This is a genomic window from Nitrospira sp., from assembly GCA_005116745.1.
Classification (GTDB): Bacteria; Nitrospirota; Nitrospiria; order Nitrospirales; family Nitrospiraceae; genus Nitrospira_D.
Genome location: SWDS01000006.1, coordinates 683,513 through 699,490 on the forward strand (window position 1 = coordinate 683,513; position 15,978 = coordinate 699,490).

The 15,978-nt window shown below is 55.2% G+C and carries 15 protein-coding genes; 8 read left to right on the forward strand and 7 right to left on the reverse strand.

Translation table 11 applies throughout. The features are described 5' to 3' along the window. Nucleotides 1-57 precede the first annotated feature (57 nt). The 7 genes from E8D52_08980 to E8D52_09010 all read right to left on the reverse strand — a co-directional run bounded on the left by E8D52_08980 (nt 58) and on the right by E8D52_09010 (nt 8,113). A complete protein-coding gene (locus tag E8D52_08980) occupies nt 58-585 on the reverse strand; it encodes an NAD(P)H-dependent oxidoreductase subunit E (protein TKB69094.1) in 528 nt (175 codons plus the stop codon). 73 nt (nt 586-658) lie between these two features. Beyond that, nucleotides 659-2,410: an NADH dehydrogenase (quinone) subunit D gene (gene nuoD / locus E8D52_08985; GenBank protein TKB69095.1), complete on the reverse strand. Its 1,752-nt coding sequence runs from the start codon at nt 2,408-2,410 to the stop codon at nt 659-661. 76 nt (nt 2,411-2,486) lie between these two features. Further along, nucleotides 2,487-2,966 (reverse strand): NADH-quinone oxidoreductase subunit B, encoded by a 480-nt coding sequence (locus E8D52_08990; protein ID TKB69096.1) that lies wholly within the window; start codon nt 2,964-2,966, stop codon nt 2,487-2,489. 46 nt (nt 2,967-3,012) lie between these two features. After that, nucleotides 3,013-3,384, reverse strand: coding sequence for an NADH-quinone oxidoreductase subunit A (locus tag E8D52_08995; protein ID TKB69097.1), 372 nt, complete (start codon nt 3,382-3,384; stop codon nt 3,013-3,015). A 53-nt stretch (nt 3,385-3,437) separates the two neighbouring features. Then, nucleotides 3,438-4,613 (reverse strand): class I SAM-dependent methyltransferase, encoded by a 1,176-nt coding sequence (locus tag E8D52_09000; GenBank protein TKB69098.1) that lies wholly within the window; start codon nt 4,611-4,613, stop codon nt 3,438-3,440. Between the two features lie 293 nt (nt 4,614-4,906). Next, a complete protein-coding gene (secA, locus tag E8D52_09005) occupies nt 4,907-7,630 on the reverse strand; it encodes a preprotein translocase subunit SecA (GenBank protein ID TKB69099.1) in 2,724 nt (907 codons plus the stop codon). 222 nt (nt 7,631-7,852) lie between these two features. Then, entirely contained in the window at nt 7,853-8,113 is a 261-nt protein-coding gene (locus tag E8D52_09010) for a hypothetical protein (protein TKB69100.1), read from the reverse strand. A gap of 330 nt (nt 8,114-8,443) precedes the next feature. Here E8D52_09010 and E8D52_09015 point away from each other — a divergent pair, with 330 nt between their 5' ends. The 8 genes from E8D52_09015 to E8D52_09050 all read left to right on the forward strand — a co-directional run bounded on the left by E8D52_09015 (nt 8,444) and on the right by E8D52_09050 (nt 15,907). Continuing rightward, nucleotides 8,444-9,019: a TlpA family protein disulfide reductase gene (locus E8D52_09015; protein ID TKB69101.1), complete on the forward strand. Its 576-nt coding sequence runs from the start codon at nt 8,444-8,446 to the stop codon at nt 9,017-9,019. Nucleotides 9,020-9,422: 403 nt separating this feature from the next. Beyond that, entirely contained in the window at nt 9,423-10,313 is an 891-nt protein-coding gene (locus E8D52_09020; protein TKB69102.1) for an energy transducer TonB, read from the forward strand. A 62-nt stretch (nt 10,314-10,375) separates the two neighbouring features. Next, complete coding sequence (locus tag E8D52_09025; GenBank protein ID TKB69103.1) at nt 10,376-11,653, forward strand: exo-alpha-sialidase; 1,278 nt, start codon at nt 10,376-10,378, stop codon at nt 11,651-11,653. Further along, on the forward strand, nt 11,643-12,209 hold the full coding sequence (locus tag E8D52_09030; GenBank protein ID TKB69104.1) for a TlpA family protein disulfide reductase: 567 nt from the start codon (nt 11,643-11,645) through the stop codon (nt 12,207-12,209). Before E8D52_09025 ends, E8D52_09030 begins: the two co-directional genes overlap by 11 nt. After that, complete coding sequence (locus E8D52_09035; protein TKB69105.1) at nt 12,206-12,511, forward strand: hypothetical protein; 306 nt, start codon at nt 12,206-12,208, stop codon at nt 12,509-12,511. Before E8D52_09030 ends, E8D52_09035 begins: the two co-directional genes overlap by 4 nt. Nucleotides 12,512-12,616: 105 nt before the next feature. Continuing rightward, nucleotides 12,617-14,980 (forward strand): TonB-dependent receptor, encoded by a 2,364-nt coding sequence (locus E8D52_09040; GenBank protein TKB69106.1) that lies wholly within the window; start codon nt 12,617-12,619, stop codon nt 14,978-14,980. A gap of 231 nt (nt 14,981-15,211) precedes the next feature. After that, nucleotides 15,212-15,457, forward strand: a complete 246-nt coding sequence (locus tag E8D52_09045; protein ID TKB69107.1) for a helix-turn-helix domain-containing protein — start codon at nt 15,212-15,214, stop codon at nt 15,455-15,457. A gap of 108 nt (nt 15,458-15,565) precedes the next feature. Further along, complete coding sequence (locus E8D52_09050; protein ID TKB69108.1) at nt 15,566-15,907, forward strand: hypothetical protein; 342 nt, start codon at nt 15,566-15,568, stop codon at nt 15,905-15,907. Nucleotides 15,908-15,978: the final 71 nt, after the last annotated feature.

Here is a 15,978-nt window from a genome sequence, read left to right on the forward strand (position 1 = left end):
TTACACGCTAAACGTACAATAAACAGGGGCGTGCCCGCTTCCCCAACGTCTCACTACTTACGTCTTTACCGGTTCTGGCCACATGAACGGCCCGCTTTTCAGCGGGCTGGTTCCAGTGGATCGGAGATCGGTCAAAATCCGGTCCAGTTTGTTTTCGGTCAATTGCTCGTAATAGTCCTCGTTGATTTGCATCATAGGGCCGGTCCCGCAAGCCGCCAAACACTCCACCACGCTGAGACTAAACAGGCCATCCGCGGTCGATTCCCCCGGCCCAATGCCCAACTTCGTCTTGATCCATTCGATCACGGTGTCTGAACCGACGAGGGCGCACATGAGGGATTTGCACACTTGAATATGGAACGTGCCCGCCGGTTTCAGATTAAACATCGTGTAAAAGGTGATCGTCTCATAGACTTGGGGAGGCGTCAGTCTGAGAAGATGGGCGATCTCCTGCATCGCCGACTCGGTCACATAGCCCTGATCACGCTGGGCGACGTAGAGGAGTGGGATTAACGCGGAGCGCCTAACCGGATAGCGTGACAGGATGTCCGCGATTTCGTCTTTATATTTTTCTAAGAACGTCATGCTGCCACAGTCCTGGTACTGATACGTGCGCAAGGGGCAAGCTGACAAGCTCCGGATATCAGCCACTCATGTCTCACCGATCACATTCCCCCATGACCACATCATAGGTCCCGAAAATCGTGATGATGTCGGAAATCAAATAGCCACGCGCCATATGGTCGAATGCACCCAGGTGAATAAAAGAAGGAGACCGTATTTTCAGCCGGTAGGGGCGGGGGCTCCCGTCACTGATGATGAAAAACCCCAATTCCCCCTTAGGCGCTTCGGTCGCACAATACGTTTCCCCCTTCGGGGGCTTAAACCCTTGCGTGAAGATGACGAAATGGTGAATCAAGCTTTCCATGTCACGCATCACTTGCAGCTTCGGCGGCGGAATGTATTGCGGTATATCGGCGATGATGGGTCCAGGCGGCATCTGGTCGAGACATTGCGAGATGATCCGCGCGCTCTGGCGCATCTCTTCGACACGAATCCAATAGCGATCGTAGGTGTCGCCATTTTTCCCCACCGGCACGTCCCAGTCCACCTTATGGTAGACCCCGTAGGGCTCGAGTTTACGTACATCGTAGGACACGCCGGATCCCCGCAAGGTCGGGCCGGTCATGCCGAAATTGATGGCATCCTCTCCAGAGATGACGGCGATATGCTTGGTTCGTCCCAGCCAAATCCGATTGCTCGCGAGCAGGGAATCGTACTCATCCACCTTCTGGGGGAAGGTCTCCAAGAACTCCTTCAGGCGGGCCACTAATTCCGGAGTGAAGTCGCTATCTACGCCGCCGATCCGATAATAATTCAACGTCAGCCTGGCACCACACAGCCGTTCGAACATGTCGAGCAAGGTTTCCCGCTCGCGAAATGTCCAGAAGAAGACCGTCATGGCTCCGATATCCAAGGCCTGGGCGCCCAACCAGAACAGATGTCCCAAAATGCGCTGCATCTCCGCGACAAGGGTGCGGATATACTCCGCTCGTTCAGGCACGGTGATATCGAGGAGTTTCTCAACGGCCCGGACATAGGCGTAGTTATTCGCCATCGCGCAGACATAGTCGAGGCGGTCGGTATGAGGGATGATCTGCATGTAGGCCAGACCTTCGGCCAGTTTTTCCACTCCCCGATGGAGATAGCCGAGATCCGGTGTCGCCTTGACGATCCGTTCTCCATCCAGCTCCAGGACAACCCGCACAACCCCATGCGTGCTTGGATGTTGCGGGCCCATGTTCAACAACAGTTCTTCCCGCCGGTTTGACGAAGAGCCGTTCGGCTCCAACAGGAATACCTTCCTGTCGGCTTCGGACACTTCACTTTCGACCTGCTCCACCGGCGGCTCATCCAGGCGAGGGATAAAGTCGAACTGGCTGCGCCAGCCGCGGCCTTCCGTCGGGAAATCCTTTCGTAACGGATAGCCTTCCGCATAGTCTTCCGGCAGAAGGATGCGGCGCAGGTCCGGGTGGCCTGTAAACCGAATTCCCATCATGTCGTACACTTCCCGTTCCAAGAACGTCGCGCCTTGCCAGACACTTGTCACGGAATCTAGTGACGGGTTGTCTTCAGTGATCCGTGCTTTTAGGCGAATTCGTTTGCCGTGCGGGAGAGATAACAAGAGATAGATGACTTCAAACCGCTGTTGATCGGATGGATAGTCAGCGGAGCAGATATCGGTGATGTGGTCAAAGCACGCCTCGGGGTCGTCGTGCAAAAACCGGGCGATCTCCAAGATCCTTGATGCAGCGACATGGACGGTCACTTCCGATCGGGCCGTGTCGACATCGACGGAAAGGACCCCTTCCGGGAACTTCTTGAGTAAGGTTTCAATGAGGGATTGCATAAGTTCTTGCTGCCGCTGACAAGCTGACACATCGGAGAGCTGACAGGCGCGAGTATAGTACCTGCCAGCTTGTCAGTTACTTCACGAAGACTTTCTCGCGCTGAATCTTCTCCTGTAACTTTAATAGTCCGTCCAGCAAGGCCTCTGGTCTCGGTGGACACCCGGGTACATAGACGTCGACCGGTATAATTTGATCCACACCCTGCACGACCGCGTAGCTGTTGTAATGATTGCCCGAGGTCGCGCACGAGCCCATGCAGATGACGTATCGGGGTTCAGGCATCTGGTCGTAAATCCGTCGAATGACCGGGGCCATTTTGCGTGAGACCGTTCCCGCGACGATCATGAGATCCGATTGCCTGGGCGAGGCGCGAAAGACTCCGGCGCCGAAGCGGTCCAGGTCGTATCGGGAAGAGACGCTCGCGATCATCTCGATGGCGCAGCAGGCCAGTCCGAAGGTCATGGGCCAGAGCGCGGACTTTCGGGCCCAGTTGACGACCGCGTCCAGATTCGTTGTTATGATGTTCGCGTCAAACTGGCGCTCCAACAGACTCACGTGTTCTAACGCCCTTTCTCAGATGGAGGGGAGGCCCAGCTTCCCTTCAATCCCACTCCAACGCCCCTTTTTTCCATGCGTACCAGAATCCCACCACCAGAATGGCGATGAACAGGATCATCTCCACTAATCCAACCAGTCCGAGACTGGTGAAGGCAATGGCCCAAGGAAACATAAAGACAATTTCAATATCGAAGATCACAAACAGCATCGCGATGACGTAATACCGCATCGGAAACTGGACACGGGCGTCCTGAAACAGCGGGCTCCCGCTCTCGTAGGGGGCCAACTTTGCCCGATAGGGCTGATTTGGACGGACGAACCAGCCGAGCAAGAGCGTCAGTGTCCCCAAGGCGATGCCCACGCCGATGAACATGAGGATCGGGACATAGTTATCTGGGACGGCTGTGTCGCCCATTCAGACCTCAGAACACCTTGCGGAAGGTTAGTGATGCCGTCATATGTAGTTCCTCAGGCAGCAGATTGCGTTGCCAGTGCTGAACCAAAGAATGGCTTGTACTGCAAACCGTCGAGTTCAGGGCGCGCGAGGCCTTTGTGCTGGATGAGCACCTTGAAGGTCGTGCCCATCCCGTTTGGCCTAAGCAGATGAATCGCTGCGTTGAACTCCGGGCTGTCCTGTTCCAACTTCGCAATCATCTGTTCGACACCGAGTCCCATGAGAAAACTCATCTGGTTCGTGAAGCCGGTCGTCTGGAGTCCCTGTTCTTCGCCGGTTGCCGCCAAGCACGAAAAATCCACATGGGCGGTCATATCTTGATCTCCCACCCGGAGGAACGGATCTTCATTGACGGATTGCTGTGAGTAGCAGAGAAATGTCCCACCTTTTCGGTCGGACCGATAGAGGTCCTGTGCCGTGTGGCCATAATCGATGGTGAGCACAAAGCCACGATCCAGATGTTGAGCGACTTGCTTCATCCAATCCAGGGCTTGGAGATTGATCTCGGTTCGATAGCCTTCCGGCCACTCAGGACTCAACCGGTCTAGGTGCACGGCGAGGGCATCGGAGGACAGCGGCTTGAGACATTCAATGAACTGTCCATCTCGATAGTCCACCCAGCGTTCCTTGATTCCTTCTGCTGTGACCTGGACGCGGTGGACGGAAAACGAATCGACGAGCTCATTACTCAAGATTAACCCAGTCAGACCATGAGGAGCCACAGTCGGAAGATCCTCTGCCCATGTCAGGAGAGCTGCTCGATCCAGCCAAGGAGCTAGGTTCCTGCGCTGCATCTCGCGCATGGCCGGGCTTCGGTCGATCAGGACATACCGAAGACGCTGAAAAAACGAACAGTAGCGATGCGCGCACGTTTCCAGAATATGTTTCGCCAATAGGCCTTTGCCAGGCCCCATTTCAACGATGGTAAAGGAAGGGGGTTGGCCGAGTAATCGGTACATTTGTTCGGCTTGTGCGGCCAGAGCGTGCCCAAGGATGGGATGGACATCTGAGCTTGTGTAAAAATCACCTCGCCAACCGATCCGTTCGTGGGCTGGTGGAGTACTACGCATGTAATAGCCAAATTGTGGGTGGTACAGCGCTAACTCCATGAAACGTGCGAACGGGATCGGGCCTGACGTAGCGATCTCAGAGGCAATAGTAGCAACAAGTTCCGGGTGCCCTGTGCTCACGGAAAGCTCCAAATTCACCAGCCTAGATGAAAAAAGCAACACCCCTAGCCTATGGGCAACGTCAGCCCATCGCGTAGTGTCGAAGGGGCCGTAGAGTAGCCTTCGGAAGTGCGTTAAGTCAAGGCAGAGTCAGGGGGAATGAGGCGATGCCGTGATGTGGGAATGGATACAAGATTACGTGCGATTGTGGGTGCTGTGATGGCTTGCTAATAGTTTCAGTTGCCGTAGGCGAGAGAGCACATTATACGGGATACGGGGGCAGAAGACCCAGGCGCTCACGGCCGATCCCTTCTTCACGTTCCGTGGCACTTTTTATATTTCTTGCCGCTGCCACAGGGGCAGGGATCATTGCGGCCAACCTTGTTTTCTGTCCTCTGGGCGGGGGCCTGTGTCGTGATCGGTTCATCGCCGCGATTCAAGATGAGTTTGGGTTGTGGATGCGACATGATCGGTTGTGGCGGAGAAGCCGGCTGTTCGCCTTCATGGCGGACGGCCTGCACATGGAAGAGCCGATCAAGGGTGTCGGATTTAACCCGGTCCATCATGCCGGCGAACAGATCGAACCCCTCACGCTTATACTCAACTAATGGATCTTTCTGTCCGTAGCCACGAAGGCCGATGCCGTCTCGTAAGTGGTCCATCCCTAACAGATGGTCCTTCCAATGATGATCGATGACCTGGAGCATGAATGTCTTCTCAAGAAAGCGCATCAGGTCAGGTCCCAGCTCTTGCTCCTTCTTGGCATAGGCGTCCCGAACCTGGGTGCGAAGGTCTTCCAGTAAGGCATCACGCCCGACATCCCGGAGGGAGTCTCCACTGTCATGCTTGCCCTGTGTGATATCCAGGCCGAACTGGCCATGCATGACTTCGGTCAAACCTTTGACGTCCCACTCTTCCGGGTATTGATCAGGGGGGCAATACACGCTAAGAGACGATTCCACCGAGCTTCCCATCATGTCATGCAGATCGGTGGTCAAGTTCTCTCCGCTCAGCACGGCGCGGCGATGGCGATAGATCACCTCACGCTGCTTGTTCATGACATCATCGTATTCGAGGAGCTGCTTGCGGATTTCGAAGTTATGGGCTTCGACCTTCTTCTGCGCATTCGCGATGGCGCGGGTTACCATACCGTGTTCGATGGGCACTCCTTCTTCCATCCCGAGCTTGAGCATCAACTGAGACACTCGTTCGGAGGCGAAGATGCGCATCAGGTCGTCTTCCAACGACAGGTAAAATCGAGAGGTACCTGGATCACCCTGGCGACCGGCCCGTCCACGAAGCTGATTGTCGATCCGGCGGCTCTCGTGCCGTTCGGTGCCGAGGATGTGAAGCCCGCCAGCCGCGATGACATCCTGCTTATCCTTCTCACAGTCGGACCGGATGCCTTCATAGATTTCGAGCTTGCGGCTCTCGGGGATGTTCTCTTCTCGATAGAGGACTTGCTTGTACATGAAATCAGGATTGCCGCCCAACAGAATATCGGTTCCGCGTCCGGCCATGTTGGTGGCGATCGTCACCGCGCCTTTGCGCCCGGCTTGCGCGACGATTTCGGCTTCTCGCTCATGCTGCTTCGCGTTGAGGACGTTATGTTTCACACCATTGCGGCTCAGTAGGCCAGAAATTTTTTCAGATTTCTCAATGGAAATGGTCCCAACGAGCACCGGCTGGCCACGCTCCTGACAGTCTTTGATCTCTTCGACAATCGCGGCGAATTTTTCTTTCTCCGTCCGATACACCACATCGGCATAATCTTGCCGAATCATTTGGCGGTTGGTGGGGACAACGTTGACGTCGAGGTTGTAGATCTTGGCGAACTCAGCCGCTTCCGTATCCGCGGTGCCGGTCATGCCGCTGAGCTTCTTGTACATGCGGAAATAATTCTGGAAGGTCACGGATGCAAGCGTCTGATTCTCATTGGCGATCTTCACGCCTTCTTTGGCCTCGACGGCCTGATGCAGCCCATCGCTCCACCGGCGGCCCGGCATCAAGCGCCCGGTAAACTCATCCACGATAATGACTTCGCCGTCCTTCACAACGTAGTCCACGTCTCGCTTATAGAGCGTGTAGGCTTGTAACGCTTTCACTACATGGTGAACCATGTCCATGTGGGCTGGGTCGTACAGATTATCCACGCCGAGTAGTTTTTCGACGCGCACATTGCCGTCTTCCGTCAGCGAAGCGGTCTTGGTCTTTTCTTCGATGGTGTAGTCTGTTTCGGCTTTGAGTTGTGGAATAATCGCGTTGATTCGGTAATAGAGGTCGGTGGTCTGGTCGGTCGGGCCCGAGATGATCAACGGCGTCCGCGCTTCGTCGATCAAAATGCTGTCGACTTCGTCGACGATGGCGAAGTTCAACTCGCGCTGGACACATTGACGCAAATCGTTGACCACCAGGTTATCGCGGAGGTAGTCGAATCCGTACTCGTTGTTCGTTCCGTAGGTGATGTCGGCGCGATAGGCTTCCGGTCTGGTGCATGGTCGAAGATGTTGCAGCCGTTTATCGGATGCATCAAATGTTGGGTCATAGATGAATGACGCGTCGTGCTGAATGATTCCGGTGGACAGCCCCAATGCATGATAGAGCTGAGCCATCCATTGTGCGTCACGTCTGGCGAGATAATCGTTCACGGTGACCAGATAGGCGCCTTTGCCCTCTAATGCGTTCAGATAGATCGCTAATGTTGCAACGAGCGTTTTCCCTTCGCCCGTTTTCATTTCGGCGATCCGGCCGCGGTTGAGAATCATGCCGCCGATCAGCTGGACATCGAAATGCCGCATGTTGAGCTTGCGCCGGGACATTTCCCGACAGACGGCAAAGGCTTCGGGGAGGATATCGTCCAATGTCTGACCGGCCGCAAGCCGCTTCTTGAAGTCCTGAGTCTTGTCAGCCAAAGCCTCATCAGAGAGTGGAGTGAGACTGGCCTCTAGGCCGTTGATCTGCTCCACGATTGGTCGTAGAGCTTTGATTTCACGATCGTTTTTGCTGCCGAAAATCAGATTGAGTACTTTCGTAACCATAGGGGTAATAGAGAATGATGTAGTGAGATGAAAGTCGTTCTAGATGTATACGTGTCGGTGCCTTAAATAGCCGAGGCAGTATACAGCATCTTTTCAGTGAATCCTACCTGATCCTCTGGCAGCATCTCTCTTCGGTGGCTTGACAGGTGTTGTTCTGGTCGCCTACTATTTGCGAACTGTTCCATCTATAGCACCAGTAGGTATGTCTAGGTCAATATAGTCCTACTCAGGAAGTGCCTTAATAGCATGGGTCACACATTCCGAAAATTCCTGTCGATGTCTCTTGTGCTCTGTGTCCTCGCGATAGGTGGATTGGCTCAAGCGCAATCTGCGGAACATGCCGGGCACCATGCGCAGCATCAAGCGGCGACACATGGGACGTTGCTCTGTTCCTGGATGTGTGCCGCTGGTACGGTCCTCGACACTGAAGTTGTCGTGATTCATGCCGAGCGTAACCCCATCGCGCTTGTTTCGATCGTTCATTCCATCGACTCTTTTTCCGAACCCCCCCGCATCTGTTCCAGCCGCGCTCCTCCGTCCATCTCCTCATAAATAAGCCTTCGTCGCGTTTGTCAGGGCTAATTGGGTCATAAGAGACCACGCGGCGGTTCCTCGCTCTGTAGGCGATTCGATGTTGTTCCTGGGAAAGGGAGCCCTGGGCATCATGGCAGTCATGCGTTCCATATTCTCGCTATTATTGTTGGTGCAGGTCTCTTACATGGTCTTTCGCAGGGAACTCACTCAGATTATTGACAACCTATTTTAGTGTGAGCAAGTCATTCCGGTTGACGGAAAGTAGTTCATCACGAATTCATGACGGTGGGTAAGGAGACGACAATGATGAGAACGCACCATCCATCCAAGCTTTGGTTGCTCGCCCTCAGCGTCACACTTGTGGTCAGCAGTGGTCTGGTCTGGGCGATGGGGTCCCGGGTCCCTACGGTCGGGACGGCTGCCGAAGATTTTCGTTTGGTTGACTTAGAAGGCAAGCCGCAGAGTCTCAGCCAGTATCGCGGCAAGGTCGTGCTTGTGAATTTCTGGGCGACCTGGTGCAAGCCCTGCACGACGGAGATGCCCGCGATGCAGGCCACGTATGACAAGCTTCGTGAGAAGGGCTTCGTGGTGCTGGCAGTCAACGAACTGGAAGACGAGGCTAATGTACGAGAGCACATCAAGCAACACGGGCATACGTTCCCGGTGTTGATGGATCGAGACAACAAAGTCGCGAACCAGTTCGGAGTCTTCGGATTGCCGGTCAGCGTGTTTATCGACGAAAAGGGCGTTGTTCAAGAATATATCAAGGGCGGTCTGCTGACTGAGCAGGTGATTCTCGACGCGGTGGCACGGATTCAGAAACCGGAAGCGATGAAGGCGGCCTCTCTGCACTAACCAGACGGCATGACGATGAACGTAAGACGACCTGCCATAGTTTGGGGATTGTTGCTTGTCATCGTGATGATGAGCGGGTTCACGGCTGCCCATCCATGGGTAGGTGATTGATTGCAAGAAGAGTGTCTTGTCCGAGCAGGCTGCCCTCCGGCTCGGATCAGCGTGGGACGGAGGCGCACCTCCCTTGGCCTCCGCCCCGCACTTTCTCAGCAGGATGCTGAAAAAGTCCGCCAGCGGCGTTCTCGCATCGCTCAGAGGCTCAACGTACCGAAGCGTACGTCTCGCCTCTTTGCTCGCTGCGGCCTTGCCGGACGTGCTTTTTGAGTATCCTGCGTGACGCGTTAGTATCGTCTCGCACCTTGATGTTTGTGGTGGTCTATGAAGTGGCGGAAGGACATACGACATGATCTCGGTCGATGACAATCGGTTCTTTTTCCCAGCCTGGGGCATCTCGCTGACGTTGCACGGCTTCGCGGTTGGGTTGGCGGTGATGTTTGCAACGCAGGTCAAGCCCCTCTTATCTGAGGAGGTCTTCCAGTGGGACGTGGCCTTGGTAGAGGCAACGACGCCTAATCCCAGGACAGAACACGTTGAATCGGTCGTGCCTCCCCCCCAACCGACTGCAAAGGCGACCCCTCCGGTACCGAAGATACTCCAACCAATACGAGCGACGGCACAAGCTGCGGAGCCACCGCGACCGACGATTGAAACAGTCCGACCAATTGAACAGAAGGTGGAGCGTCCTCAGGTACATGAAGAGCCGGTTGAGCAATCGATCGCCGAAGTCGCTGAGCCAAAGTCCGAGCCGGTTGCCGTGGTTGCTTCTCTCGAACCGGTCGAGTCCCCTCCTGTTCAGCAAGAGTCGGTTGCAGCAGCTCCTCCATCCTCTCCCGAAGCTCCTGTTACTCAAGAGGCTCCCGCACTCGCTTCGTCTCAGGATAGTTCTGTGGATGCCGCTCCGGTGCAGGTGACCAGGGCTGCTGGACCGAGTGCTGAAGCTAAAATCGATCATCAGTGGCTGGCCGAGTCGCTCTGGCGGCGGGTGGCGGAACTCAAACGCTATCCGAATTCGGCCCGCATGAATAGTCAAGAGGGGAAGGTGATTCTGAAGGCGGTCATCCGTGCTGATGGCCACTTGGCAGACGTCTTTGTCCTGAAAAGCTCGGGATACAGCGCGCTCGATGCAGCGGCGATGGAGGCGGTGAGACTCGCCTGTCCACTTCACATGAAACATGCCATCGGCAAGCCGCAAATCGTTGTGAGCCTTCCGATTGTCTATAGTTTAGCCAACTGAGCGTGGGTGAATTTGATGGTCATCAAGGACTCGAACAGATTCACGATCATGAAGGGGGATTGATGAAGAGATTCGCTGCGGCACTCCTTGTGATGCTGCCATCGCTTGTCGCGATACCGGCGTGGGCTGAGACGTCCGAGCCAGCCATCCGGCTGGGGCCTAAGAGCATGACCGTCCACCAAGTGAAGAGCGTGGTCGGCCCGTCGGTTCAGATCGATAACCAAGGATTTATCTCAGCTGCCTGGGTGGAGGAAGAGAAGGAAACCCGCACGATCTTGTTTGCGAAATCGGACAAGCCAGGTGGTCCCCTTGGAACTCCAGTCCCCGTCAACCAGCCAACCGAGTATGTCTATTATCGGCAAGAATCTCCAGCTGTAGCTATTCGCGGGAATGACGTGTTTGTGACCTGGTCGCAGACGCATCCGAAGATCACGCCGGAGAAGCCGTTTGCCGGAGAGCTGCGGCTCAGCCGATCCACCGATGGAGGGCGGACGTTCGTACCATCAGTGCTCGTGAACGACGACGGTCAAGTCATTCAGCACACGTTCGATTCGATTCATGTCGCCCCGGATGGGGTTGTGCACATGGCTTGGATCGACGGCCGCGAAGGGAAAAAGGAACCAGGAACATTCGTGGCGAGATCGACGGATCAGGGTCGCACGATCGCGAAGAACCTTAAGATCGACGACGAGACCTGCGTCTGCTGCAGGACGACAGTTGCGACATCTACCGATGGAGTGGCCTACGTCGCGTGGCGAAAGATTTTCGAGGGCAATATTCGTGAGACTGTCGTCTCGCGATCGACTGACGGCGGTGAAACATTTTCTTCGTCGGTTGTGGTCGGCAATGATCGGTGGGTCTATCCGGCCTGCCCCCATCGTCCGGCCTCCCTCGCGGTTGATCGACAAGGGCGGCTCTATGTGGTGTGGTACACCGAGGGCGCCGATGAGATGCCTGCGATCTACCTGGCCTATTCCGACGATCAGGGCAAAACGTTTTCAAACAAGCAACAGCTCAATCGTTCCAAGGGGACTTTCCCCGACCATCCGCAGATGGCGGTCGATCCGGCAGGACGGATTGCCGTGGTCTGGGAAGAACAGTCACCTGTTCGCCGGGAGGTCGTGGCCAGCTTTTCTCTCGATCGTGGTCGGTCGTTCAATGCGCCGATCAAGCTGAACGAGAAAAATGGACAGACGCCGACAGTGGCAGTCAATCAGTCTGGAACGGTGGTGATGGGGTGGAAGGAACATGCCATGCCGGCACACCGGCTGGTTCTCCAAACCATGCAGTTTCCACTGGTCAACGTGACGGCGGAAAAGACCGGAGATCATGGACCGTAAAACACGCGATTTGCTGAGTGGTCTATTTCTTTCCGGGTGTCTGCTGACTCTTGACGCCGGCGCTTCGCTACATGCTGCTACCGCAGCGAGCGATCCCTTTGCCGCGCTGCGTGTCACACGAATCACGGCTGGTGCACCGATCGCAGCGTTCGACCTCCAGGGGCTCGATGGCGGAACGGTCCACTCCAAAGAACTGGCAGGGAAGGTCGTACTCCTGAACTTCTGGGCGACGTGGTGCGGGCCTTGTAAAGAGGAAATGCCCTCGCTTGCCAAACTCCAGTCACAGTTCGATCCCACGCAGTTTCAGGTCGTGACGATTACCACGGACATGCATCCCTTAGGGATCAAGCAGTTTCTCGATCATCTGGGCATCCGACTGCCCGTGCTGTTCGATCAGCATGAAGACGTTTCGAGGTCCTTCATGGTGCGGGGTTTGCCGACGACCGTCCTCATTACACAAGACGGTCGAGCTATTGGTCGTGCCGTCGGACCTCGAGCCTGGGATAGTGAAGAGTCAGCCGCGCTGGTGCGGCATGTCCTTGAAGGCATGCCATGAAGCGTTGGTTCGCACCACTGGTTGTCGGGATGGTCCTGCTCTACAGCGTGCTTGCAGTAGGGGCGGCAGGCTGTCTCTTCATGCCGAGAGACAAGGCGGATCATGCTCACCACGGTTCTTCTCATGCCGGCCACTCCATGTTTTGTGCCTGGGCCTGTCAGGTAAATCCAACGGTCGGCATTCATGCCACCGCACCAGCCCTCGTCAGCATTATCTTCGTGACGATGCAGCGGCTGGTGAGCGCACCCCCCCAAGCCCGTCTCGTTAGCACGGTTTCTCGTTCTCGCGCGCCGCCTCGCTAATCATCTTCTAGATTCACATCGTGTTTGTCGGGTTATGGACGGGGATCCTTATGGGGGTTCCGCGTCGACCGGTTTCTTTCAACCACATGGAGGGAGTGAGCAATCATGTTTGGAGGGGTACGAGCGTTTCGAGTGGGATATACGATGGCAGTTGGTTTAGTCGCGTTGTTGGCAGTCGGAGGCGAAGGAATCGCGCAAGAAGCGCCTTCTGCCGATCCGTCCGCCTTGCCGCGTGAGAGAGAGCTGCGCGATCAGCTCAAGACCATTCTGCAGGAATTGGACGAGTTACAGCAGAAAAAAGATTCGACGAAACCGGAAGCGGAGCGCCAACCCATCATCAAGGAGAAGAAGGTCGAGTCGCCTTCCGCAGAGGCCGAAATGGTCACTCCCACTGAAACACAACCGGATTTCGATCTGTCTGATATGAGCATCGTCAGCAAGCGTCTACAGAAGAGACCGGAAGGTGTCTCGCTTTCCGCGACGCTTCCTTCTGAAACAGAGTCGCAGCCGTCCAGAACCATGAAGGAATCCATGGAATCACTTCCCGGTGTGGTGCTGCGGCAGGCCAACGGGCCTCGCGACTTCAGCATGATGATCCGTGGGCAGGGCGCCAAGACGACCTTTGCTATTCGGGATATCAAGGTCTACGAAGACGGATTCATCCAGACCCAATCCGACGGCCTTTCGCGGCTCGACATTCATGATCCGTGGTTCATGCGAAGCGTGGAAGTGATTCGAGGCGCGTCCTCCTCCCTGTACGACAATTATGCGTTGGGTGGGATGGTCCACTTCCGCACCAGGCGAGGCAGCGACATTCGCGGGCTGGAGACCTTCTTTTCGGGCGGGTCCTATGGATATCAGAAGTACGGGGTTGCCATCGGTCAGGAAACGGAGAAGTTCGATATCGCCATGTTCGGGAGTCATTCATCGGAAGACGGCTATATCAGGCACAGCAATTTCAGCACCCAAACACTCAACTTCAATGTTCGCTACAAGATCGATGACCGGCAGAATTTCTACTTCAAGGCCATCACCAATTGGCTCAACACGAAAGTACCGACGAGACTCACGCAGAATCAGTTTTTTTCCGATGAGCGGCAGGCCGGCGGTGCTCAGACAACGTGTACGCCTGGAACGTTCAGCGGCGGCTGCGCCAATGCGCTTTTGCTCAATCAAAGTCGGGTCGATCGGCGCACGATTGTCGGCGGAATCTACGAGCGGCAGATCGATGCGAATACCGTCTTGACCGTCGAGGCGGATTACGACGTCAAGGATATCCAGCAGTCATTTTCGCAAGTGAGCGAGAACACGAACCCCAACTACAAGAGCTATGCCGATTTACGTCATGACGGTAAGTTGGGGGCCTTGCCTTTGCGGAGCTATGTGGGTTTCTTCGTCAATCAAATGGAGCAGAAGGGCAACTCCTTCCAGAATCTGGCGGATAGCTTTGGGACCAAAGGGACGTTGATCCAGAACAGCCGTGGGTCCATTTTCAATATCGGTGGCCGTATCCGCGAGGAATTGGAATTCTTGCCGAACTGGATCTTGGCGGTTGGGCTCGGGTTTGAACAGTCTCGCCTCAGCGTGCATGCCACGAACTACGATGCGACCGGTGCGTTGGCTTCACGCTCGAGCGCGAACCGCACCTTTTCCAACTGGGCACCAGAAGGGTCAATCACCTGGAAACCGTCACCTGACTACCGCTATTGGATCAGGGCGTCGACCGGGTACGGCATCCCACAATTCGCTGCCCTGCTGCGTGATCCCATCACAGGGCAACCTGGCACCAACTTTAGCTTGAAGCCACAGAAAAACCTGAACTTGGAAATCGGCACGGAGATGAAGCTGCATCCGACGTTGTTGGTCCATGTCGCTGCGTTTTACACCTTTTATAAAGACGAAATCATTACGCAGGTTATTTCCGGGAATAACACGGCTTCAGTGAATGCCGACTCTTCCCGGTACCGCGGAGTCGAAGTCTTCGCCGATTGGCGGCCGGTGACGGGGCTGCGGGTCTCCGGCGCCTATACACATATCGACTCGGAGTACATTAATTTCTCGGATCGGACGGCTGCCGGATTCCTGGTCCGTGATGGAAAACATGTGCCGAATGTGCCGACCGACATCTTGAACGGCAAGCTGGAGTACTACCATGCGCCGGCGGGGTTGGGCGCGTGGATCGAAGGCAACTATTCCAACAGCTATTTCTTGAATAACAGTAATACGTTTGGATTTCCCTCCTATGTGATCGGGAACGTCAATGTGTACAAGAATATCGAAATTCCAAAATCGTCATGGTTCCGATTCGCGAAAGTGTTTATCGAAGTCGATAACGTAGCCGATACGAAATATGCCGCCTCTGGACAGGTCATCGGTGGTGAAAATCATGCCGCGGCTGCAGGCCAACAGATTTTCTTCGCTGGATACGGACGGGCAATTTACGGCGGTGTCACGCTTGGGCTCTTTTAGTAGAGTGATACGAGCGATCGAAGCATGACTCCCTTACTCGGAATAAAAGGATCGGTGATCGGTTCGAGTTTGGTGGTTTCAACTCTCGGCCAGTGCGGGGTGGAGGCGCATGTCCATTGGTCTCTGCCCCGTGCTGTTTCTTCAGCGAGAGATGGAGCGAAGCGAGTGAAGCCCATACAGTTCAAGAACTAAGGAAACCTGCCACGTTCATGAAGGAGGTGTGCAATGCTTATGACGGATAAAGCAAGCAGAGCGTTGACTGGCACCAAGGAAAAAACATTGCTGCGAGTGGGAGAAGCTGCTGCTGTGCTCTCAGTCAGTCGCTGGACGATCTATCGATGGGTAGAGGAAGGGCGATTACGAGGGACAAAGATTGGCAAGGGCAGTGTGCGCATTTTTCGCGATTCAATCACAAGTTTGATTGAGGCCAATCAGAGTGATATGGCCGGTGCATGGCAGAGCGCAAAGCATTCATAGGACCCATCAGTCATCCGTACTTTTTTAGTTTCGCTGTAGCATCCGTGAGCAACCGTCGGTAGACGGCTCCTCATCAGTGAGGTAAAAAACGACACTGTGGTGAGGTGTATGGCTCGTTCTAATATGTCCCGATTGTGTTTGAGTGTTGCCGGGCTCGTGGCCATAGCCTATGGCGCGCTGCTTGTGATGGCGATGAGTTGTGTGCTCGCCCATGCGGATCGGTCTCAGCGTCACCAACATCACCACGATGATCAAGGATCATCCACGCAGACCCTACTCTGTGCGTGGGCATGTCAAGCGACAACAGATACCGCCGTCGCGGTTGGTCTCCCCTCCGCTGTCGTGGGGATGATCATCGGACTGACCGATCTTATTCCCAGCCAACCTGTTCTCTCGACACATTCTTCTGTCATACGGTCTCGTGCACCTCCATCCATCGCTATCTCTTAGTGTCAGGCTCGGATAAGCGATTCCCGCTAGACTCATCGTCCCACGTACGCGTATCCAGCCGCGCACATTTC

Coding starts and splice junctions, on each gene's coding strand:
- E8D52_08980 (TKB69094.1), bottom strand. CDS start 585: ATGACGTTCTTAGAAAAATATAAAGACGAAATCGCGGACATCCTGTCA.
- nuoD (TKB69095.1), bottom strand. CDS start 2,410: ATGCAATCCCTCATTGAAACCTTACTCAAGAAGTTCCCGGAAGGGGTC.
- E8D52_08995 (TKB69097.1), bottom strand. CDS start 3,384: ATGGGCGACACAGCCGTCCCAGATAACTATGTCCCGATCCTCATGTTC.
- secA (TKB69099.1), bottom strand. CDS start 7,630: ATGGTTACGAAAGTACTCAATCTGATTTTCGGCAGCAAAAACGATCGT.
- E8D52_09010 (TKB69100.1), bottom strand. CDS start 8,113: ATGAACGATCGAAACAAGCGCGATGGGGTTACGCTCGGCATGAATCAC.
- E8D52_09015 (TKB69101.1), top strand. CDS start 8,444: ATGACGGTGGGTAAGGAGACGACAATGATGAGAACGCACCATCCATCC.
- E8D52_09020 (TKB69102.1), top strand. CDS start 9,423: ATGATCTCGGTCGATGACAATCGGTTCTTTTTCCCAGCCTGGGGCATC.
- E8D52_09025 (TKB69103.1), top strand. CDS start 10,376: ATGAAGAGATTCGCTGCGGCACTCCTTGTGATGCTGCCATCGCTTGTC.
- E8D52_09030 (TKB69104.1), top strand. CDS start 11,643: ATGGACCGTAAAACACGCGATTTGCTGAGTGGTCTATTTCTTTCCGGG.
- E8D52_09035 (TKB69105.1), top strand. CDS start 12,206: ATGAAGCGTTGGTTCGCACCACTGGTTGTCGGGATGGTCCTGCTCTAC.
- E8D52_09040 (TKB69106.1), top strand. CDS start 12,617: ATGTTTGGAGGGGTACGAGCGTTTCGAGTGGGATATACGATGGCAGTT.
- E8D52_09045 (TKB69107.1), top strand. CDS start 15,212: ATGACGGATAAAGCAAGCAGAGCGTTGACTGGCACCAAGGAAAAAACA.
- E8D52_09050 (TKB69108.1), top strand. CDS start 15,566: ATGGCTCGTTCTAATATGTCCCGATTGTGTTTGAGTGTTGCCGGGCTC.